22 protein-coding genes are annotated in these 20,649 nt (G+C 64.7%); 9 read left to right on the top strand and 13 right to left on the bottom strand.

Translation table 11 applies throughout. The annotated features are described in order from the left end of the window. Positions 1-175 precede the first annotated feature (175 nt). Positions 176-3,016, top strand: a complete 2,841-nt coding sequence (locus tag IVB40_RS02580; RefSeq protein WP_247818014.1) for a winged helix-turn-helix domain-containing protein — start codon at positions 176-178, stop codon at positions 3,014-3,016. A 400-nt stretch (positions 3,017-3,416) separates the two neighbouring features. Here IVB40_RS02580 and IVB40_RS02575 read toward each other — a convergent pair whose 3' ends face one another. Next, a complete protein-coding gene (locus tag IVB40_RS02575; RefSeq protein ID WP_247283180.1) occupies positions 3,417-4,088 on the bottom strand; it encodes a response regulator transcription factor in 672 nt (223 codons plus the stop codon). A gap of 343 nt (positions 4,089-4,431) precedes the next feature. Between IVB40_RS02575 and IVB40_RS02570 the strand changes: the two genes are divergently transcribed. Further along, positions 4,432-6,057, top strand: a complete 1,626-nt coding sequence (locus IVB40_RS02570) for an MFS transporter (protein WP_197031213.1) — start codon at positions 4,432-4,434, stop codon at positions 6,055-6,057. 128 nt (positions 6,058-6,185) lie between these two features. On the opposite strand, the gene IVB40_RS02565 is transcribed toward IVB40_RS02570, so the two are convergent. Further along, complete coding sequence (locus IVB40_RS02565; protein ID WP_247405990.1) at positions 6,186-6,656, bottom strand: secondary thiamine-phosphate synthase enzyme YjbQ; 471 nt, start codon at positions 6,654-6,656, stop codon at positions 6,186-6,188. Positions 6,657-6,778: 122 nt separating this feature from the next. Beyond that, positions 6,779-7,315, bottom strand: coding sequence for a hypothetical protein (locus IVB40_RS02560; protein ID WP_247405987.1), 537 nt, complete (start codon positions 7,313-7,315; stop codon positions 6,779-6,781). Positions 7,316-7,721: 406 nt separating this feature from the next. Between IVB40_RS02560 and IVB40_RS02555 the strand changes: the two genes are divergently transcribed. The 5 genes from IVB40_RS02555 (at position 7,722) to IVB40_RS02535 (ending at position 10,358) form a co-directional block, all read left to right on the top strand. Continuing rightward, positions 7,722-8,096 carry an AtpZ/AtpI family protein gene (locus IVB40_RS02555; protein ID WP_007599457.1) on the top strand — a complete coding sequence of 125 codons (375 nt, stop codon included), beginning with the start codon at positions 7,722-7,724 and terminating at the stop codon, positions 8,094-8,096. A gap of 114 nt (positions 8,097-8,210) precedes the next feature. Continuing rightward, the gene (locus IVB40_RS02550; protein ID WP_018459993.1) at positions 8,211-8,960 is read left to right on the top strand and encodes a F0F1 ATP synthase subunit A; all 750 of its coding nucleotides are present in this window, start codon (positions 8,211-8,213) and stop codon (positions 8,958-8,960) included. Positions 8,961-9,013: 53 nt separating this feature from the next. Then, the gene (locus IVB40_RS02545) at positions 9,014-9,244 is read left to right on the top strand and encodes a F0F1 ATP synthase subunit C (protein WP_007599451.1); all 231 of its coding nucleotides are present in this window, start codon (positions 9,014-9,016) and stop codon (positions 9,242-9,244) included. A gap of 59 nt (positions 9,245-9,303) precedes the next feature. Continuing rightward, positions 9,304-9,867, top strand: a complete 564-nt coding sequence (locus IVB40_RS02540; RefSeq protein WP_027570044.1) for an ATP synthase subunit B — start codon at positions 9,304-9,306, stop codon at positions 9,865-9,867. A gap of 5 nt (positions 9,868-9,872) precedes the next feature. Beyond that, the gene (locus IVB40_RS02535; RefSeq protein ID WP_247405985.1) at positions 9,873-10,358 is read left to right on the top strand and encodes an ATP F0F1 synthase subunit B; all 486 of its coding nucleotides are present in this window, start codon (positions 9,873-9,875) and stop codon (positions 10,356-10,358) included. Positions 10,359-10,486: 128 nt separating this feature from the next. Here the strand turns inward: IVB40_RS02535 and IVB40_RS02530 are convergent, their stop codons facing one another. The 4 genes from IVB40_RS02530 to thrC all read right to left on the bottom strand — a co-directional run bounded on the left by IVB40_RS02530 (position 10,487) and on the right by thrC (position 14,598). Further along, positions 10,487-11,143: a hypothetical protein gene (locus IVB40_RS02530; RefSeq protein WP_027570042.1), complete on the bottom strand. Its 657-nt coding sequence runs from the start codon at positions 11,141-11,143 to the stop codon at positions 10,487-10,489. Positions 11,144-11,265: 122 nt separating this feature from the next. Then, positions 11,266-11,853 (bottom strand): GNAT family protein, encoded by a 588-nt coding sequence (locus IVB40_RS02525; RefSeq protein ID WP_247818013.1) that lies wholly within the window; start codon positions 11,851-11,853, stop codon positions 11,266-11,268. A gap of 40 nt (positions 11,854-11,893) precedes the next feature. Further along, a complete protein-coding gene (locus IVB40_RS02520) occupies positions 11,894-13,183 on the bottom strand; it encodes a pitrilysin family protein (RefSeq protein ID WP_247283171.1) in 1,290 nt (429 codons plus the stop codon). Then, complete coding sequence (gene thrC, locus IVB40_RS02515; RefSeq protein WP_247818012.1) at positions 13,180-14,598, bottom strand: threonine synthase; 1,419 nt, start codon at positions 14,596-14,598, stop codon at positions 13,180-13,182. The genes IVB40_RS02520 and thrC overlap by 4 nt, the downstream gene beginning before the upstream one ends. Before the next feature lie 310 nt (positions 14,599-14,908). On the opposite strand from thrC, the gene IVB40_RS02510 reads away from it, so the two are divergent. Beyond that, positions 14,909-15,088 carry a hypothetical protein gene (locus IVB40_RS02510; RefSeq protein WP_247818011.1) on the top strand — a complete coding sequence of 60 codons (180 nt, stop codon included), beginning with the start codon at positions 14,909-14,911 and terminating at the stop codon, positions 15,086-15,088. A 66-nt stretch (positions 15,089-15,154) separates the two neighbouring features. Here IVB40_RS02510 and IVB40_RS02505 read toward each other — a convergent pair whose 3' ends face one another. Continuing rightward, positions 15,155-15,799, bottom strand: a complete 645-nt coding sequence (locus IVB40_RS02505; protein ID WP_008541266.1) for a response regulator transcription factor — start codon at positions 15,797-15,799, stop codon at positions 15,155-15,157. A gap of 85 nt (positions 15,800-15,884) precedes the next feature. On the opposite strand from IVB40_RS02505, the gene IVB40_RS02500 reads away from it, so the two are divergent. Beyond that, positions 15,885-17,225: a histidine kinase gene (locus tag IVB40_RS02500; RefSeq protein WP_247818010.1), complete on the top strand. Its 1,341-nt coding sequence runs from the start codon at positions 15,885-15,887 to the stop codon at positions 17,223-17,225. A 64-nt stretch (positions 17,226-17,289) separates the two neighbouring features. On the opposite strand, the gene IVB40_RS02495 is transcribed toward IVB40_RS02500, so the two are convergent. The 5 genes from IVB40_RS02495 to IVB40_RS02475 form a co-directional block, all read right to left on the bottom strand. Next, positions 17,290-17,655 (bottom strand): nuclear transport factor 2 family protein, encoded by a 366-nt coding sequence (locus tag IVB40_RS02495; RefSeq protein ID WP_247818009.1) that lies wholly within the window; start codon positions 17,653-17,655, stop codon positions 17,290-17,292. Positions 17,656-17,769: 114 nt separating this feature from the next. Further along, entirely contained in the window at positions 17,770-18,522 is a 753-nt protein-coding gene (locus IVB40_RS02490) for an SURF1 family protein (RefSeq protein WP_247405974.1), read from the bottom strand. Further along, complete coding sequence (locus IVB40_RS02485) at positions 18,519-18,920, bottom strand: DUF983 domain-containing protein (protein WP_027570036.1); 402 nt, start codon at positions 18,918-18,920, stop codon at positions 18,519-18,521. Before IVB40_RS02485 ends, IVB40_RS02490 begins: the two co-directional genes overlap by 4 nt. A gap of 100 nt (positions 18,921-19,020) precedes the next feature. Next, positions 19,021-19,917, bottom strand: coding sequence for a cytochrome c oxidase subunit 3 (locus IVB40_RS02480; protein WP_007599437.1), 897 nt, complete (start codon positions 19,915-19,917; stop codon positions 19,021-19,023). A 77-nt stretch (positions 19,918-19,994) separates the two neighbouring features. Beyond that, positions 19,995-20,645: a cytochrome c oxidase assembly protein gene (locus tag IVB40_RS02475; protein ID WP_247432314.1), complete on the bottom strand. Its 651-nt coding sequence runs from the start codon at positions 20,643-20,645 to the stop codon at positions 19,995-19,997. Between the last annotated feature and the right edge of the window lie 4 nt (positions 20,646-20,649).

Genomic DNA, 20,649 nt, shown 5'->3' with positions numbered 1-20,649 from the left:
TGACTAGCAGCGGCTGCCGCGACACACCCGTTGGGACTTGTGAGAAGTTGTGAGGTCTCCGCTCGCGCGCCTCACAGAGGCCTGCAACCGCAGTCTGATCGCGACGCGGGGAACGGTCTTGCCGGATTGCGGTCATCTGGCTATCCGGTCCGTTCGAAAGGATCAGGATTTCGCCATGACCGAGCCGGCCGACACCGCAACGGGAACCCTCTCGTTTGGGCCATTCACCGTGATGCCAAATGAAAGACTCGTGACCCGCGATGGCGTCGCGCTGCCGCTCGGCGCAAAGGCCTTCGACACGCTGCTCGCACTGATGTCGCGGCCGAACCAGGTCGTCAGCAAGTATGATCTGATGGCGCTGGTGTGGCCCGGCATGACGGTCGAGGACGCCAATCTCCGCTTTCACGTCGCGGCGCTTCGTAAGGCCCTTGGCGACGGCAAGGACGGTGCCCGCTACATCACCACACTCTCCGGCCGCGGCTATTGCTTCGTGGCGCCAATCTCGCAGGTGAATATCCCGGCAGAGCGGCGCACCGCCGCGCGAACGGAATTGCCGCCCGTCAAACTGCCGAACCGGCTGCAACGGATGGTCGGGCGCGACGATGCGGTCGCCGCCGTCTCCGACAGGCTCGTCGGCTCCCGCTTCGTCACGATCACCGGCCCGGGCGGTGTCGGCAAGACCGCCGTTGCGGTTGCGATTGCTCACGATCTGCTCGCGACATTTTCCGACGCCGCACATTTCGTCGATCTTGCCGCGCTGAGCGATCCCGATCTCGTGATCACCTCGATCCTGCTGATGCTGGGCTTGCCGGCGCAAACCGAGGATCCCCTGCCTGCGCTGCTCGCGCATCTCAGGGACAAGCGGATGCTGCTGATCCTCGACAATTGCGAACACGTCATCGCCACGGCGGCGCCGCTGGCCATCGACATCTTCCACGCCGCACCGCATGTCCATATCCTGGCGACGAGCCGCGAAGCCCTGCGGGTCGAGGGTGAGCAGGTCTATCGCTTGGCGCCGCTCGCCGTTCCGCCCGACAATCCCGGGCTGACGGCGGCCGCTGCGCAGACTTATCCCGCGCTTCAACTCTTCCTCGAACGTGCCACGGCCGGCGGCGCGCAGATCGCGCTCGACGATGCCAATGCCGCGATCGTCGCCGGGATCTGCCGCAAGCTCGACGGCATGGCGCTGGCGATCGAACTCGCCGCCGGCCGCGTCGAAGCCTACGGCCTGGAGCAGACCGCAGCACTGCTCGACGAGCGCCTCAATCTGCTCTGGCAGGGCCAGCGCACGGCGCCGCCGCGACAAAAGACGTTGCAGGCGACGCTGGCATGGAGCTACGGGCTCTTGTCCGACATCGAACGCCTCGTGCTACGCAGGCTCGCGGTTTTCGCCGGTCACTTCACCATCGACGCCGCACTCGAGATCGTGCCGGACGAACGTGTCGACCGCTCCCGCCTGTTCGACGCCATCGACGGCCTGGTGGCCAAGTCGATGGTCGCGGCGCGGCCGATCGGCGCCATGATGCGTTACCGTCTGCTCGACACGACGCGCGCCTATCTGCTCGAGATCGAGCCTGATGACGCGGCGCTCGCCGCCCGGCACGCGACCTATTACCGGCAATGGCTGGAGCAGGCCGGCACGACGTGGGCCACGGTGCCGAGCGCCGACGAGCGCGCGATCCACTTCTCCGCGCTTCACAACGTGCGCGCGGCGCTGGACTGGTGTTTTGGCACGGACGGCGATGCCAGCATCGGCATTGCACTGGCCGCAGCTGCAGCACCAATTTTTCTCGCGATGTCGTTGCTGGTCGAGTGCCGGCGCTGGTCTGAACGGGCGCTGCTTGCGATCGATCCCTCCTCGCGCGGCGGCGCCAAGGAAATGCACATCCAGGCCGCTCTCGGACTGACCTTGATGTTCACGCGCGGCGGCAGCGAAGCGGCGCGTGCCGCGTTGAGCCGGAGCCTTGCGATCGCCGAGGCGCGCGGCGACGCGCCGAACCAGCTCCAGCTGCTCGGGCGCATGCATATCTTCCACGAGCGCATGGGACAGTTCGACGCCGCGCTCGGCTATGCGCAGCAAAGCCTTACGGTCGCCGGGACACTCGGCGGGGCCGCCTCCTTCGCCCTCGCCCATTCGCTCCTCGGTGTCTCCTTGCATCTTGCCGGCGAGCATCGCGACGCGCTGACGATGCTGGAGGCCGCCTGGCATGGGCCGGGCACGGAACGGATCAGCACCGTCTATGGCTTCGATCACCGCAACCGGGCCGGCATCTCGCTCGCGCGCGAGTTCTGGTTGCAGGGCCGCCCCGCGGATGCGCTGCAACTGGCCCGACAGACGGTCGTCGAGGCCGCGCAGATGGACCATCCGATCACGCTCTGCATTGCGTTGATCTGGGCGGTCTCGATCGATCTCTGGAGCGGAGACCTCGATGCCGCGGAAGAGAACATCGACCGCTTCATCGCCCATGCCGAATCGCGCTCCATGGGCCCCTATCTTGCGGTCGGCCGCGGCGTCAAAGGCGAACTGGCGATCCGGCGCGGCCATGCCGCCGAAGGCGTCGAGACGATCGGGACGTGTCTGCGTGAGCTCCACGATGCCGGCTACGAGCTGCTCACCACGACGTTCAACATCGCGCTTGTTCAGGGCTTGATGGCGCTTGGGCAGATCGAGCGGAGTGCGTGCCTGATCGACGATGCGATCCGCGTCGTCGAGCAAAGCGGCGATCATCTGTACATGCCCGAGCTGCTGCGCATAAAGGGAAGGGTTCTCTTGGCGAGGCCCAAGCCCGACGCTGATCAGGCAGAAGCCCACTTCGTCCAATCACTGGAATTGAGTCGTCGCAAAGGCGCCAAAGCCTGGGAGCTGCGGGCCGCGATCGATCTCGCCGGTCTCCTTGCCGAACGCGGCCGGCGCGAGGAAGCGAGGCGGTGGCTTCAATTGGCGTATGAAGGCTTCGCCGCGGGCTCGGAGACAGCGGATATCCGGGCCGCCGACAAGTTGTTGCAAACATTATGACGCGGACTCGGTGCCGCTCGTGTCCCGGGCGCACCGCAACGCTCTTGCGCTGCTGCGCAGAGCCGGGATCCACGAGCGACACGGTACAATGCAGCGACATGGGCCCCGGCTCTGCAGCGCACCGTCGAAGCCTAGCAGCGCCGCTCGTCGGCACGAAGTTTTGGGCTCACGGAGAGCAATCCGCCCTGCCCTTGGCCTCTCGTACCCGAACGCTGCCGCGTCCACCGCAAGCCCGGCTCGCGAACGTGACGACCACAAGATCGCCCCTCAAGGATGAGCCGGGATGGGCGACACATGCGCCAAAACCGAATTTTGGTAAAGTGGAATATTTTTGCGCGGTGAGATTGAAAGGAGGGCGACACAGCGAGCGCATCCGGACTACGGGACGCTCGCTCCATGCTCACCCCGTCTGGGTGCCCTGCTTCCATTGGCCGCCGGCGATCTTCGCGGCGGCGATCACGGCTTGGGTCCGGCTTTCGACGCCGAGCTTTTGCAGGATGGCCGAGACATGCGCCTTGATGGTGGCCTCGGAGACGCCGAGCTCATAGGCGATCTGCTTGTTGAGCAACCCCTCCGACAGCATCATCAGGACCCGGACCTGCTGCGGCGTCAGCGTCACCAGCCGGTCGCGCAGGCGCGTCATGTCGGGATCGGCGACGGCCGACAGATCGGTGTCTGCCGGAACCCAGACGTCGCCCTCCATCACCTTGAGGATGGCGTCGCGCAAGGTCTCGACGCCAAATCGCTTCGGAATGAAACCGGAGGCGCCGAAATCGAGCGAGCGGCGGATCGTGGCGCTGTCGTCGGAAGCGGAGACGATCACCACCGGGATCGCCGGATATTGCGCGCGCAGATAGATCAGGCCTGAAAAGCCGGAGATCCCGGGCATTGAGAGGTCGAGCAGGATCAGGTCGACGTCGGAGGTCTGTTCCAAAAGCTTGGTCAAATCCTCGAACGATCCAGCCTCGTCGATCTTGGCCGAGCTCAGGACGCCCGCCACCGCCTGCCGCAGCGCGGCGCGGAACAATGGATGGTCATCGGCAATGACGAGATGGGTCGAGGGAGCGTTCATCGTTCTCTTGCTGGCAATCGCACCGGGCCAGTAGGCCGGCGCGGGGCCTCGGTCAATTGTTTCCCGACCAGCCGTGGCATGCAAGTGGACATTATCCCTTTGCGGCAACGGGGTTAATCCACATGCCGGCACTATGTTGCCGAATGGAACGCCCGCGACGTCAGGTGCGCGTCAGTGCGAAAGGCCGAAAGTCGTATTGGGGCGGGTTTCACGCCAATGTTACCTTGGGGACAAGGCTTGGGTTGATCCGGCATGACCGGACATCCAGGACGCGAGGAAGCGATTTTTCGGGGAGCGACTCAATATGTCGACAATGGCTGTGTCTCAAGCAGGCGCGGGAGGGATGACGAAGGACGAACGGTTCGTCATTCTCGCCTCCTCGCTCGGTACCGTCTTCGAGTGGTACGATTTCTATCTCTACGGTTCGCTGGCCGGCATCATCGGCGCGCAGTTCTTCTCGGCCTATCCGCCGGCAACCCGCGACATCTTCGCGCTGCTGGCCTTCGCGGCGGGCTTCCTGGTGCGCCCGTTCGGCGCGATCGTGTTCGGCCGTGTCGGCGACATCGTCGGCCGCAAATACACCTTCCTCGTCACCATCCTGATCATGGGTCTGTCGACCTTCATCGTCGGCCTGCTGCCCAACGCGGCGACCATCGGCATCGCGGCCCCGATCATCCTGATCGCGCTGCGTCTCGCCCAGGGCCTGGCGCTCGGCGGCGAGTATGGCGGTGCGGCCACCTACGTCGCAGAGCATGCTCCGAACGGCAAGCGCGGCTACTATACCTCCTTCATCCAGACCACGGCGACGCTCGGCCTGTTCCTGTCGCTGCTGGTGATCCTGTTCACGCGCTCCGCGCTCGGCGAACCCGAGTTCGCGGCATGGGGCTGGCGCATTCCGTTCCTGGTCTCGGTGCTGCTGCTCGGCGTTTCGGTCTGGATCCGGCTTCGCCTCAACGAATCCCCGATCTTCCAGAAGATGAAGGACGAGGGGAAGAGCTCGAAGGCCCCGCTGACGGAAGCCTTCGGCAACTGGCAGAACGGCAAGCTCGTGCTGCTGGCGCTGCTTGGCGGCGTGATGGGCCAGGGCGTGGTCTGGTACACCGGCCAGTTCTACGCGCTGTTCTTCCTGCAATCGATCCTCAAGGTCGACGGCTACACTGCCAACCTGCTGATCGCCTGGTCGCTCCTGCTCGGCACCGGCTTCTTCATCGTGTTCGGCATGCTCTCCGACAGGATCGGCCGCAAGCCGATCATCCTCGGCGGCTGTCTGATCGCGGCGCTGACCTTCTTCCCGATCTTCAAGATGATCACCACCAACGCCAACCCGGCGCTGGAAAAAGCGATCGAGACGGTCAAGGTCGACGTGGTGGCGGATCCCGCAGGTTGCGGCGACTTGTTCAACCCGGTCGGCACCCGCGTCTTCACCTCGCCTTGCGACACCGCACGTGCCTATCTGTCGCAGTCGTCGGTCAAGTACTCGACCACGCCGGGTGCGGCAGGCTCCGGCGTGAAGGTGATGGTCAACGGCAAGGAAGTTGCCTACGCCAACGCCAAGGACGGCAACCCGGCAGTCCTCGCCGCCGTGCAGGGAGCCGGCTATCCGAAGCCCGGCGATGCGAGCATCGTGAAGATGGCGCATCCGTTCGACATCTTCCGTCCGCAGGTGGCCGCGGTCGTCGGACTGCTGTTCGTCCTGGTGCTCTTCGTCACCATGGTGTACGGCCCGATCGCCGCGATGCTGGTCGAACTGTTCCCGACCCGCATCCGCTACACCTCGATGTCGCTGCCCTACCACATCGGTAACGGCTGGTTCGGCGGCCTGCTGCCGGCGACCGCCTTCGCCATCGTGGCCTCGACGGGCGATATCTATGCGGGCCTCTGGTATCCGGTCATCTTCGCGTCGATTACCGTCGTGATCGGCTTGTTCTTCCTGCCGGAGACCAAGGACGTCGATATCAAGTCGACCTGATCGACGCAGATCCAGATCAACCACCAACCGGCCGCGGTCTCCGCGGCCGGTTTTGTTTTGATCTCCAAATTCTTTGTTTTGACGCGTTTTCTTGACGCGAACCGGTATCCACTTCGCTCGAAAACGCTCTACGGATTGCCGATGAATTGCAGCACGATTTCGCGTCGGTGCGGGCGCTTGCGGTGCTCGATCAGGTAGATCGCCTGCCAGGTGCCGAGCGCGAGCTTGCCGCTCAGGACCGGCACATGAAGCGAAGTCTGGGTCAGCATTGTCTTGACGTGCGCCGGCATGTCGTCCGGTCCCTCGGCATCATGCGTCCAGCCGGCGTTCTCCGGCGCGAGCCGGGACAATGCCGTGGTGAGATCCACGAGCACGGAAGGGTCGGCGTTCTCCTGGATCGTCAGCGATGCCGAGGTGTGACGGACGAACAGCGTCAACGCGCCATCTCGCGCGCCTGCCTCGGCAACGAACTTCGCAGCTTCGCCCGTGAGGTCGGTGAAGCCGCGGCCCGGCGTCCGCACGGTCAACAGCGACGATGTGAGGGTGGTGGCCTGCACCGACGATGGCGCCGAGCGCGTGATGGATTTGGCTGATGTCATGAAAGTCTCGCCTGATCGAAAGCTGCCGTAGGGTGAGCAAAGCGTGCCCACCCTGCATAGTCGGATAGATGGTGGGCACGGCGCGTCGCGCCTTTGCCTACCCTACGGCATCTCGCCGCGCGCTAAATCTTCCCCGACACGTCCTTCTGCACGCGATTGGCCATGTCGATCAGCCGGCGCCAGGCCCTTTCCAGGAACGACATCACGCGATCGACGTCCTGGTCGCTCGGCAGCGGGATCTCGATCCTGCGCTCGCCCTCGGCGGCCTTTGGTTCTCGTGCTTGCGGCTCCGCCTTCTTGAGCGGATCGGTCTTCGGCAGCGCCTCGTCGATCTTGCCCGAGACGGTCGGACCCGCCGCGAGCCGTCCCTTCAGCGTCTCGACTTCGGCCTGGAGCCTGCCGATCTCGGCGTCGAGCGCGGTACGTTCATCGGGCACCGCGTAGCAGGCCCAGCCGGCGCCGCTGCGTGTGCAGGTCGACACCGTGCCGGTGCGGCTGTCGAGCCGCAGCACGCCCTCGGGGATGGGGGTCATGCTGTAGCGGCCGCTTTCGCCGTCGGGCGCGGATTGCGCGGCGAGGCCGCCGGCGCTGACCGCCATCACCGCCGCGAACGCCGCCGCCGCAAGCCATGATGCTGTGGATGAATTCGCTGGTCTCATCGCGTTCTCCGCCACGACGGGCCGGTAGCACGTCCAAAGATGGCGCTCATAAAGGTGGCAATCATAAGGGTGGCACTTCTTGCAAATTCTACACCCCGGCGAGGCGATCCGCCGCTCAAAACGCGCCTCTGACATGAACGATCACGGCGCCCCCTTTGATCCCGGCAGCCGCGCGAAATGGCGACTGCGTCCGCCGATCAAGCGGAGACCTGCTGCGGTGCGGCGTCACGCTGTGTGCAGCGCTGCCGCTTGCGCCAATATTGTCAAATAGATCAGTCACATAACTGGAATGGACACAATCGTGACTTGGCTTGACTTGATTATGGGCCATCAGTATGGTCCGCGCGGCTTTTGAGGGTGGCGGGCGTAATTTCCATTCAGCCGCGGCGTTTCGGGTCTTCGTTGCATGACACAGGGCACGGGACACGGCGAGAATGGAGATCGCGATAGATCGCCCGAGGAAGCTGCGCTTTCCGATCGGCTCGGAAATCTTGATCAGCGGTTGTCCGAATTTCGCGGCCGCCACGTCAAGACCGAGCAACCCGCAGGTGACGGTGAGGACAGAGCGGCCAGAGCCTCGGCGATGGCGCTTGGTTTCCGGTTATCCTCCGAGTTGGTCGCCGGGGTCGTTGTCGGAGCGGGGATTGGCTGGGGGTTCGACCGCTTGCTGTCGACGTCGCCTTTCGGATTTATCGTGTTCCTGCTGCTGGGCTTCGTCGCCGGCGTGGTGAATGTGGTGAGAACGGCAGGCGCGGGTCAAAACAGGCGCGGTGGTTCTTAAGCGATCCACACCAGGAGAGGAATGATCGTGCCGGCTCGTGCCGGTACGGGCCGGGCCCGACCGGCAGACCGAGACCCGCCGGCATCGCCCGGCAGACCAAGAGATGCCGCGCTGATGAAAATCGATCCGATCCACCAGTTCAACATCGAGCCTCTCTTCACCCTGGGCCATATCGGCAACCACACGATCGCCTTCACCAATTCGTCGCTCTACATGCTGGTGGCGGTCGCGATCATCTCGATCCTGATGCTCGCCAGCGGCACGCAGCTGGTTCCCGGGCGCCTGCAGTCGGTCGCCGAAATCTCCTACGAGTTCGTGGCCTCGACCATCCGCTCGACGGCCGGCGCGGAAGGCATGAAGTTCTTTCCGCTGATCTTCTCGCTGTTCATGTTCATCTGCGTTTCGAACCTGGTCGGCATCATCCCCTACACCTTCACGATCTCGAGCCATCTGATCGTCACCGCCGCTCTGGCGCTGCTGGTCTTCTTCACGGTCCTGATCTACGGCATTGCCAAGAACGGCCTGAAATTCTTCTCGATCTTCGTGCCCCACGGCGTCCCCGGCTACATCCTGCCCTTGGTGATGTTCATCGAGATCCTGTCGTTCTTCCTGCGGCCGGTCTCCCACAGCGTCCGTCTGTTCGCCAACATGCTGGCCGGCCACATCGCGCTGAAGGTGTTCGCGGGCTTCGTCGCCATGCTCGGCTTCTCGCTCGGCGCCCTTGGCTGGGTCGGCGGCGTGCTGCCGCTGGCGCTCACGGTCGCGCTGTACGCTCTCGAAATTCTGGTCGCGTTCCTGCAAGCCTATGTGTTTGCGATCCTGACCTGCATCTACCTCAACGACGCTATTCATCCGGGACACTGAGCGGTCCGGGGAATTTCCACCCAAAACCCAATCTTTCTTCCAAGGAGTCTAAAATGGATCCGGCAGCAGCAAAACTTATCGGCGCGGGCATCGCATGCATCGGCATGGGCGGCGCGGGCGTCGGCGTCGGCGTGATCTTCGGCAACTACCTCGCCGCAGCAGTTCGCAACCCCTCGGCCGCTCAGGGCCAGTTCGGCAATCTGATCTTCGGCTTCGCCGTGACCGAAGCGCTCGGCATTTTCTCGCTGCTGATCGCGCTGCTGCTGCTGTTCGTTCCGCTCTGAGGACGATTTTCGCGCCGCTTCGACCGGAGCGACGCGCATGACAGCAACAGGAGTACTCCATGGCTGAGAGTCATGGCGGCGCAAAAGGTCCGGCGGCGGGCGCTCACACCGGGTCCGAAGGCGGTCACGGTGGCGGCTTTCCGCCGTTCGAGAGCGGCACCTATGCTTCGCAGCTGGTGTCGCTCGCGATCTTCTTCGTCGCGCTTTACGTGATCGTGTCCAAGCTCGCTCTGCCGCGCGTCGGCGGTGCGATCGAGGCGCGTCAGAACAAGATCGAGGGCGACCTCGCCGAAGCGCAGAAGCTGAAGGACCAGTCCGAAGCGGCGCTGAAGGCCTATGAAAGCGAGCTTGCTTCGGCACGCTCGCGCGCGCAGGCCATCGGCAACGAATCCCGCGACAAGGCGAATGCGCAGGCGGACGCCGAGCGCAAGGCGCTGGAAGAGCAACTGGCGGCCAAGCTCGCCGAGGCGGAGAAGACCATCGCCTCGACCCGTGCGACCGCCATGAGCAACGTCCGCGGCATCGCGGCCGATGCGGCAGGCACCATCGTGCAGCAGCTCACCGGCGTGGTTCCGGACGCGGCATTGGTCAATGCCGCCGTTGATGCGTCCTTGAAGGGTTAATCGATATGTTCTTCGATCCTGAAACTTGGGTCGCCATCGCCTTCGTGATCCTGATGGTCGTGTTCGGCTATCTCGGGGTCTTCAAGAAGGCCATGACTGCGCTCGACCATCGCGCCGATCGCATCAAGGCCGAGCTCGACGACGCGACGCGCCTCAAGCAGGAAGCCACCAAGGTGCTCGCCGACTACAAGGCGCGCACCGCCTCGGCCGAACGCGAAGCCGCCGACATCATCGCGAACGCGAAGAGCGAAGCCGAGCGCATCGCAATCGAGGCCAAGGCCAAGGTGGAAGATTTCGTCGCTCGCCGCACCAAGACCGCGGAGGGCAAGATCGCGCTCGCCGAGGCTCAGGCGGTGGCCGATGTTCGCGCCGCAGCCGCGGAAGCGGCCGTCCAGGCCGCCTCCACGATCCTGTCGCAGTCGGTCAGGGGCCAGGTCGCCGACGATCTGCTCGCCAAGGGCATTACCGAAGTCAGGCAGAAGCTGAACTGAGGGGCTTCGCCTTCACTCATCAAAAAAAGCCGGCGCGATGAGCGCCGGCTTTTTTGTTTGATAGTTTGCTTTCTCGACGTCATGGCCGGGCTTGTCCCGGCCATGACGGTCACTTGCAAAATCATTCGCTACTTCTTCTTCGCCCGCGCCTTCGGCTCGGGTGACAGCGCCTGCGGATCGAAGCCGACATAGAAGATGTAGCTATCGGCGTCCTTGGCCGAAGGCATCGGATAGACCAGATCCTCGGCCACGAAGGTGAAGGGGACGCTGCCGCCTTCCGACATTCCGACCGTGGTCCGGTAGGCCTTGGAAGCGATCACCTTCTCGCCGATGCCGCCATGCACCACGGCGACGCGCAGCGGCACCTCGACGCTCGCAGGCGCGCCGGCGGGACCGGCAATGACGCGGCCCTGGATGCCGATCCGGGCCGTGATATCGCCGCCATTGCGGGTGCATTCGCGGGCCATCTTGGTGATGGTGGCCTGGAAGCGGATCTCGTTGCCAACGGCCGGCTTGCCGGTGGCACCGACCGCGTAGGTGGAGGCTCCGGCACGCACCGTGACCTGCGGGCAATCAAGATCATCATCAGCCGCCGGCTGTCCCGGTGCAGGCGCCGGCTTGGGTTGGGCCGGCTCGTCCGACTTGCCGCCGAACAGGCCCTTGAATCGATCGGTCAGCGACTGCGCCGCGACTGGCGAGACGGAGACGAGCGCAACTGACAACACCAGCGCGACCGCTGCCCCCCGCCGCAACGCATTCCGCGGTGACCGAAGCTCCTGCACCATCAACACCCAAACTCCATGACGACATCACGGCCGATCACCGGCCGGGCTGCGCCGTTATATCGTCAAAACCGGCGAACCCAAGGCAGCAAACAAGCAGACTTTGGTCACATGGATAAGCGGGCTCAGCCGCGGAAATCCTCGTGCAGCAGGCCGAACAGCAAATGGTCCTGCCAGATCCCGTTGATGCAGAGATAGCGGCGCGCCAGCCCCTCGCGGGAGAAACCGCACTTCTCCAGCACCCGGATCGACGGCGCATTGGTCGGGATGCAGGCGGCCTCGACCCGGTGCAGATTGAGCTCGCCGAACAGCGTCGGCAGCAGCACCCGCAGCGCGGCCGTCATGTAGCCGCGTTGGGCGTGGGGCTTCCCAACCCAATAGCCGATGGTGCCGGCCTGGACGATGCCGCGGCGAACATTGGCGAGCGTGATGCCGCCGACCATGGCGCCGTCGAGCTCCCGGAAGATCAGAAAGGGATAGGACCGGTCTGCGGCGATGTCCTCGGAATAGCGGCGCAGGCGACGGCGGAAGCCGGAGCGGGTGAGATCGTCCGACGGCCAGATCGGCTCCCAGGGCGTCAGGTAATCGCGGCTGGACTCGCGCAGATGGGCCCATTGCAGGAAGTCCGACATCAGCGGCGCGCGTAGCAACAGGCCGTTGCCGCGCGGCGCGAGAGCGGCGGGTCCACTGGATGGCAGGCGAAAGAGGGCCATGGTGATGCTTCCCGGGGGCGGATCAACCCGTGCGCGGCTCCTAATGCAGCCGCGCCTTGGCGCGTGCCCGGGTCAATCCTTCCGCAAAAGACACCGCCGTGTCCAGACCCCTGCCACTGCCCAATGCGACAACCGCAGGGCGGCTGCGCGAAAGCAGTGCACGCGCCGCATCACGGGTCGATTCGACGCTGACGGCGTCGATCCGGGCCACCAGCTCCTCGGCGGTCTGGGGCCGGCCATAGGCCAGCACATGCCGGGCGAGCTGCTCGGCACGAGAGGAGCAGCTCTCCAGCGCCATCAGCAGCCCCGCCTTCATCTGCGCCTTGGCCCGCGCAATCTCGACCTCGGTCAGGGTCTCGACCGAATCATTCATGATGTCGACCACGACCTCCATCATCTCGGGCGCATCGGCCGGATCGGTGCCGGTGTAGAGGCCGAAGAAGCCTGTGTCGGTATAGGGCGCGTGGAAAGAGTAGATCGAGTAACAGAGGCCGCGCTTCTCACGCACCTCCTGGAACAGCCGCGACGACATCCCGCCGCCGAGGATGTTGGTGAAGACCTGGAGCGAGAACAGCGACAGATCGGTCTGCGGCACGCCCTCCAGCGCCAGCGTCAGATGCGCCTGCTCGAGTTCGCGATGCACCACCTTGGTACCGCCCTTGCCGAACTGCGCGGCTTGCGGCTTGGGACCCGCCGTCCCCTCAAAACTGGCAAAGCGCTGCTCGACCTCGGCGACCACCTGCTTGTGATCGACCGCACCGGCTGCCGCCACCACCATGTCGGGGCCGCGGTAATGCGTCGACAAATAGTCGCGCAGCGAGTCACGGCTGAAGGCACGCAAGGTCTTGGCAGTGCCGAGCAGCGAGCGGCCCATCGGCTGGTCGGGATAGCAGAGCTCGTTGAGGTGCTCGAACACGACGTCGTCAGGCGTGTCTTGCGCCGCGCCGATCTCCTGCACGATAACGTTCTTCTCGCGCTCAAGCTCGTCGGGCTCGAAGGCCGGGTTGGCCAGGATGTCGGCGAGCACGTCGAGCGCAAGCGGCACGTCGGCCTTCAGCACCCGCGCATAATAGGACGTGGTCTCGGTCGAGGTGCCCGCGTTGAGGTCGCCGCCGACTGCCTCGATCTCCTCGACGATCTCGCGCGAGGAGCGCTTCGTCGTGCCCTTGAACGCCATATGTTCCAGGAGATGCGAGATGCCGTGCTCGTTGGGCTTCTCGTCGCGCCCGCCGACGCCGGCCCAGACGCCGAGCGCCGCAGTCTCGAGATGGGGCATCTTGTCGGTGACGACAGTCAGGCCGGACGCAAGCTTGGAAATCTCGACGCTCATCCGGCAACTCCCTGTTTCGCGGCGCGGCTGACCGACAGCACGAACCGCTCGACCTCGGCCTGGTCGTTCTTCATCACCTTCATGTGTTCGGATTTGGTCATCAGGCCATCGAACCAGGCCGGCAGTTGCGGCCGCTGGCCGCAGGCCGCTTCGACCGCGTCGGGGAATTTGGCCGGATGGGCGGTGGACAGCACGATGCTGGGAACCGTCCTGTCCGTGGTGTCGCGGTCGGCGACCGCAAGCGCGACCGCGGTATGGGGATCGACCAGCTCGCCCGCCTCGCGCCAGGCGGCGCGGATCGCGGCCGCGGTCTCGGTCTCGTCGGCCCGGCCCGCGTCGAATCCCTCGCGGATCGCGGCCAGCGTCGCATCGGGCAGCACGAAGCGGCCGGACTGCTTCAGCGAATCCATCAGACGGCGCACGCCGGCGGCATCGCGGCCGCCAGCCTCGAACAGCAGCCGCTCGAAATTCGAGGAGATCTGGATGTCCATCGACGGCGACGCCGTCGCGTGGACCTCCCGCACCTCGTAGATCCCGGTCTTCAGCGTGCGCGCCAGGATGTCGTTGACGTTGGCGGCGATGCCCAGGGTCCGCACCGGAAGACCCATGCGCTTGGCGACATAGCCGGCGAAGATGTCGCCAAAATTGCCGGTCGGCACGACGAAGTCCACCGCGCGCGCGGGTGCACCGGCGGCAACGGCGGAGGTGAAATAGTAGACCACTTGGGCGACGATCCGCGCCCAATTGATGGAATTGACGCCGGACAGCGACGTCGCATCGCGGAAGCGATGGTTGTTGAACATTGCCTTCACGAGGGCCTGGCAATCGTCGAAATTGCCCTCGACGGCGAGCGCATGGACGTTGGCCGCGCCCGTCGTCGTCATCATCCGCCGCTGCACCTCGGATATGCGGCCATGCGGGAACAGCACGATGAGGTCGACATTCTCGAGCCCTGCGAACGCGTCGACTGCAGCACCGCCGGTGTCGCCCGAGGTCGCGACCACGATGGTGGTGCGCTGGCCGCGCTTGGCGAGCACGTGGTCCATCAGCCGCGAGATCAGCTGCATCGCCACGTCCTTGAAAGCGAGCGTCGGACCGTGGAACAGCTCCAGCACGAACTGGTGCGGCGCCATCTGGCGCAGCGGCACCACCGCCGGATGGCGGAAAGTGGCGTAGGCCTCGTTCGCCATGCGGCCGAGTTCGGCGTCCGAGATCTCGCCGGCGACGAAGGGGCGGATCACCTCGACCGCGACCTCCCAATAGGGACGACCGAAGAAGCCGGCGATGGCGTCAGTCGAGAGTTGCGGCCAGGTGGCCGGCACATACAGGCCACCGTCGCGGGCGAGCCCGGTCAGCATCACATCGCAGAAGCCGAGTTCGGGGGCCTCGCCCCGGGTCGAGATATAACGAGTCAAACTGCCCTCCAAAGGCCGGCCGAGCCTGGGCTCGATCCGCAAGCCTTTGATTTTACGAAATTACTTGTCAACAGCCAGAGGCTTTGAGCCACCATAAAGTGTTTTGCGGCATCAGGAAACCGCTTCGCGGCTGGGGCCATCCAAGGAAAAAGGCTGCCAACAAAAAAGGGCTGCAGCAATGCCGCAGCCCTCTCTTGGAAGGTCTGTCGTTGTGTGCAGACCGGTTTGGCCTCTTGGGGTCACGGACCCGCAAAAACTGTTCGCGCAAGCTTTCGTCGGCTGTCACGACATCGTCAAGGGACAAAACGGGATGCGTGAGAAAATGTTCCTGTTTTTCCCGACAGGTTTCGGCTCGGACAAGCATTCGCCAGCGGCAACGCATCGCACATTGCCATTATATCCCGAGCGACAGACCGTTCGGGAACGAACGACGGCTGCGCTCATTGTGTCGGCGGAGGGTATCGGCGCTATCCATGCATTGCCCGGCTGAGCGCCGAGACCGGTCCGCCCGCCGAACCGGCAGCATCCTGGAGCAGCCGGTTCGGCGCCCCGGGCGTCAGTTCATCCCGATTTCCACCGCGATCCGGATCAGGTCGGAATGGTTCTTGGCACCGAGCTTCTGCTTGAGCAGGGAGGTGGTGTTGGCGACGGTCTTGTAAGAGATACCGAGCGCCTCGGCGACCTCGACGATCTTGTCGCCTCGCCCCAGCAGGCGGAGAATCTCGAGCTCCCGCGGCGTCATCTGCGAGGCGGGATTGGCCTTGATCGCCGCGCCGGAAAACGTCACGGCTTCCGCGAGCTGCGGTGAGATGAAATTGTCGCCTGCAACGACCTTGCGCACCGCCTTGAGCAGTATCCGGGGATCGTCGCCCTTGGAGACGTAGCCCTGCGCGCCCAGCTCGACCGCCCGCACCACGAAGGCCGGATCGTCGTTCATGCTGAACATGATGATCTTGGCGTCGGGATCGTCCTTGCGAATGCGCCGCATCAGTTCAAAGCCGGAGACGTCGGGCAGGCTGATGTCGATCACAGTGACGTCGGGCCGCTTGCTGACATAGGCCCGATGCCCGGATTTGGCGTCGGTCGCCTCGTCGATCCGGATCGAATGGTCGGAGGCGAACAGGGTGCGGCAACCGGACAGTACCACGGGATGGTCGTCGACAATCAGGACGCGGGTCGCCGGCTTGGCAGTATCTTGCATTGTAACTCTCTAGTTTTTCGACTCATAAACCGACGGGAACAAATGGAAAGAGCAAATCCGACCGATGCGCGTTAGAATTGACCTAATGTGGCAACGCCTCTCGTTCCGAACCCAACTGTTTCTGCCGCTCGGCCTGAGCTTCCTCGCCGCGCTGATCATGAGCGGCGTGCTGCTCCAGATCTTCGCGACCGACCAATTGGCGGACGAGAACGAGCCGGGGCGGCGTTCGATCCAGACCGTTGCCGCCGCGCTCAACAACGCCCTGCGCACCTCGAACAATCCGCGGCAGACGCTCGACGCCTTTGTCCATTCTCTGGACAACTCCTCTGATATCCAATTCCGTGCCGCGGAGATGGGTCCCGCGTCCTCAGCGAGGGACGGCCCGCGCAAGCCGCATGGCGTCCCGCAATGGTTTGTCGACCTGCTCACCATTCCGGACATGGAGGCGGCAGCTCCGGTGACGATCGGCGAAAAGCGTGTCGGCGATCTCGTCTTCCGGCCAGACCTGTCGGCCGACCTGTTCGAGAAATGGATCGGCTTTCTCGCGCTGACCAGCCTCGTTGCCGTGCTGATGGTGCTCACCGGCACCATTGCCTATGTTTTCGCGGGATCGGCCCTGCGCCCGCTGCAAGATCTCGGCGCAGGCCTCACGCGGCTACGGCGCGGCGACTACGCAACGCTGATCCCGGTCGGAGGACCGCCGGAAATCCGGCAAAGCTGCGAGGAGGCCAATGCGCTGGCCGAAACGCTGGCGCAATTGAGCCAGGACAATCGCGACCTGCTGCACCGCCTGGTGTCGCTCCAGGACGACGAGCGGCGCGATCTTGCGCGCGAACTGCACGACGAACTCGGTCCGCTGTTGTTCAGCATCCGCGCCGGCACGATCGCATTGGTTGATGCCTCGCCCCCGGCGGGAAATCCCGGCAGTTCGGCGCAGGATGTGTTGCAATCGGTCGAGGCGCTTCAGCAGACCAACCGCCGCATCCTCGACCGGTTGCGACCGCTCTACATCGAGGAATTGGGTCTGGAGACCACCGTGCAGACGCTGCTCCGGAATTTCCGCAAGCAGGCGCCGTCACTCGACCTGACGGACACGATTGATCCGGATCTCAACGCGATCGACGGGCCGCTGGCTCAAACCGTCTATCGCGTGATTCAGGAGGCGCTGACCAACGTGTTGCGTCATGCCGGCGCCAGCAATGCCCATGTGCAGGCGACCTTCGCCGGCGAGGCGGTCGTCATCGAGATTTCCGACGACGGTGGCGGCTTCCCCGAAGGCAATGTGTTCGGTCGCGGCCTGACCGGCATGCATGAGCGCGTGCGCGCACTCAGCGGATCGCTGTCACTGCTACGCGTGGACGACCGGACCTATGTGCGCTGCCGCCTTCCCGCCGGACCGGCGCGCGAGGCGCCGGTCACCGGCTAGCGTTTTCGCGAGGCGGATACCGGTTCGCGTGAAGAAAACGCGTCAAAACAAGAATCTGGGGTCTCTAGCAAGCACAGCCAAGCTGCGCGTTCTGTCGCGCCGGTTCGCACAGCGTGGCGCGGATCTTGCCGTCCGGGCTGAAGCAAAACGAGGCGCGGATGCGCAGCGCGCCGGCGACGGAATATTCGAGATCGATGCCGTGGGGCGCAGGATGGATTTCCTCCAGCCCGAAACCGGCCGACGAGAAAGCGCTGAGCCGCGGCTGCCAATAGGCTTCGAGCTCGCTCCGGCCGCGATAGTGCTGCATGCCGTTGCACGTGCATTCGACCTGGGCATCGTCCGCATAGAGGTCGAGAAGCGTCGCGAGGTCGCCCTTCCTGCAGGCATCCACCCAGTCGACGACAATTCCCATCTGGTCGAAATCGCTCACGCTGCAATCCTGTCTGCCGCGAAAAAACGATGGCGGCTTAGGACCACACTCGTGAATGTGCGCTGAATGGTAAACCCCGGGCGATACCGGGTTCCCTAGGTGGATCTACGGAGCTCAGCCCCGCCGCCGCCCTCTTGCCCACACGGCGAAGGCGATGAGCACGGCGCCTGCAAGCGTGAACCAGGTGATGGCGTATTGCAGGTGATCGTCCTTGAGATGCACGTCGAGCGGTCCCGGCCGCGGAATGCCGTTCTCGGGCGCCGGCTGCTCGAGGTCGACATAGAACGGCGCAACCGCGCCCCAGCCCAGCGCGCTCGCGATCGCCACGTGATCGCGCACGAACCACAGCCGCTTGTCGCGGTTCTCCGCCGGAGTCAGCCAGCCGGGCGCCTCGGGGAAGCGCAGATAACCGGTGAACGAGACCTCCTGCCCCGTGACGAGCTTCTTGACCGCGCGATCCTCGACGCTGCGATCCTGCATGGTGTTTTCGACGAAGCCCGCATCGATCACAACCGTCTCGCCGCTCGGCAGCCGCGCCGGCAGGAACGCCCAGGTGCCGGGGCCCGACGCGTCCTTGCGCACGGCGGAGCCGGGGGAATAGACCATCGCGTCGGGCAAGGGCGCATAGATCGCGGTAAAGCTGACACGGCGGAATTCATCGCGCGCGGGACTTAGCGCGGCCCATCGTGCCGGCGGCGGCAGAGCGACCGGTGCCTCCGCGAGGCGCTCGGTGAGTGCGGCGATCAGCTCGTGCTTGGCGATGCGGCGCTGCAATTGCCAGACACCGAGCACGATACAGACCGCGGTCAGGAATAGCGTGAACAGCGCGAAGCCGGCCACGCGGGGCTTGCGCGCGGTCTCGTTCATTTCGCGCGGTCGACCAGCCGGCCCGGCGCCGCCTTATGGTGGAATTGCAGCGCGATCAGCAGCGACTTCATCGCGCGCAACGGCAGCAGGGTCGTCGCGAGGATCAGCGGCAGCCACAACACCGCGTGCAGCCAGTACGGCGGCTGGTACTTGACTTCGACCACGAGCGCGCAGCCGACCACGATCGCGCCGGCCAGCATGATGATGAAGATCGCCGGACCGTCACCGGAATCGATGAAGGCATAGTCGAGGCCGCAACGCTCGCAGGACGGCGCTAGCGTCAGGAAGCCCGCATAGAGCTTGCCCTGGCCGCAGCGCGGGCATTTGCAGGCAAGCCCGCGCAGCGCGCTCTGCAGGACGGTGGCTTGCGGCTCGGACGTATCGGCGGCTTCGTTCATGATGACAGGGTCTATCACAGTTTCTGTCGAAACCCCTGCGCGCAAAAAAGCAAAAGGGCGGCCCCGGAGGCCGCCCTTTCTCGATCCGAAGTCAGCCCGCTTAGTGCGCGCCGTGGGCCATGGTCTCGGCGCCGTGTCCCCAGACATAGATGCAGAGGAACAGGAACAGCCAGACCACGTCGACGAAGTGCCAGTACCAGGCGGCGAACTCGAAGCCGAGATGCTGGGTCGGCGTGAAGTGGCCGGCATAGGCGCGGAACAGGCACACCAGCAGGAAGATAGTGCCGACCAGCACATGGAAACCGTGGAAGCCGGTCGCCATGAAGAAGGTCGCGCCGTAGACGTTGCCGCCGAAGGAGAAGGCCGCGTGGCTGTACTCATAGGCCTGCACGCAGGTGAAGAGCGCGCCGAGCACGACAGTGAGGATCAGGCCATATTTCAGGCCCTGGCGATCGTTCTCGAGCAGCGCATGGTGGGCCCAGGTCACCGTAGTGCCGGAGGTGAGCAGGATCAGCGTGTTCAGGAGCGGAAGATGCCAGGGATCGAAGGTCTCGATGCCGTGCGGCGGCCAGGTGCCCGGCACGGCGCAGGCGCCGGCTGCCGTCCCGAGACCACAGCCGAACACCGCATCGCGGGTGGCGTGGACGGCGTCGGCCGGGAAGAGCGCCGCGTTGAAATAGGCCCAGAACCAGGCGACGAAGAACATCACCTCCGAGGCGATGAACAGGATCATGCCGTAGCGGTGATGCAGCTGCACCACGCGGGTGTGATCGCCCTTGTACTGGGCTTCCCTGATCACATCGCCCCACCAGCTCGCCATGGTGTAGAGCACACCGACGGTGCCGACACCGAAGATGATCGGCGCAGCCGAGAACATGTGGTGCATCCAGGTGATCGCGCCGACCGCCATGATGAAGGCGGAGATGGAGCCGACGACGGGCCATGGCGAGGGATCGACCAGATGGTAGTCGTGATGCTTGGTGTGCGCCGTTGCCATTTGCGGTCTCGCTCCTCAATCCCGTGCCTGTCAGGCACTTATCCCCTTATTCCAACCCCGGCGCGTGAGCCCGGAGATCAGAGATTTCCCTTGCGTTTGTCGTCTTCGCTGGCCGCGAGCGGCTTCACCACCGGATCTTTCACCGGATAGAACGTGTAGGACAGCGTGATCGTGTTGAGACCGTCGTTCTCGTGGTCGTCGGCAATCGACGGATCGACGTAGAACACGACCGGCATCTCGCGCTTCTCGCCGGGCGCCATGGTCTGCTCGGTGAAGCAGAAGCAGTTGATCTTCTGGAAATAGGATCCGACCGTCAGCGGCGCGACATTGTAGGCGGCCTGGCCTGCGGTGGTCCGCGCGGCCTGGTTGGTCACCGTGTAGAAGACGGTCACGACCTGGCCGATATTGACCTCGATCTCGCTCTGCTCCGGTTCGAACTTCCAGGGCAGGCCGGGCGCAACGTTGGAATCGAAACGCACCGCGATCTTCCGTGCGATCGGGCCGCTGGCCGGCGCCGAGGTCGCGACCTGGGTCGTGCCGTTGAAGCCGGTGGCGCGACAGAACCAGTTGTAGAACGGCACCGCCGCGTAGGAGGCGCCGACCATCAGCGCGACCACGCCGCCGCAGATCGAGGCGACCACCACGTCGCGGCCAAGCCCCTTGGCAGGCCTGCGGCCTTTGGTGGCCGTCCGGCTCTGATCCCGCGATATGATCGGCTTCTGATCCATGTTT

The sequence above is a fragment of the Bradyrhizobium sp. 40 genome (assembly GCF_023100925.1).
Taxonomy (GTDB): Bacteria; Pseudomonadota; Alphaproteobacteria; order Rhizobiales; family Xanthobacteraceae; genus Bradyrhizobium.
This window is presented reverse-complemented; position numbering and strand designations above follow the sequence as displayed.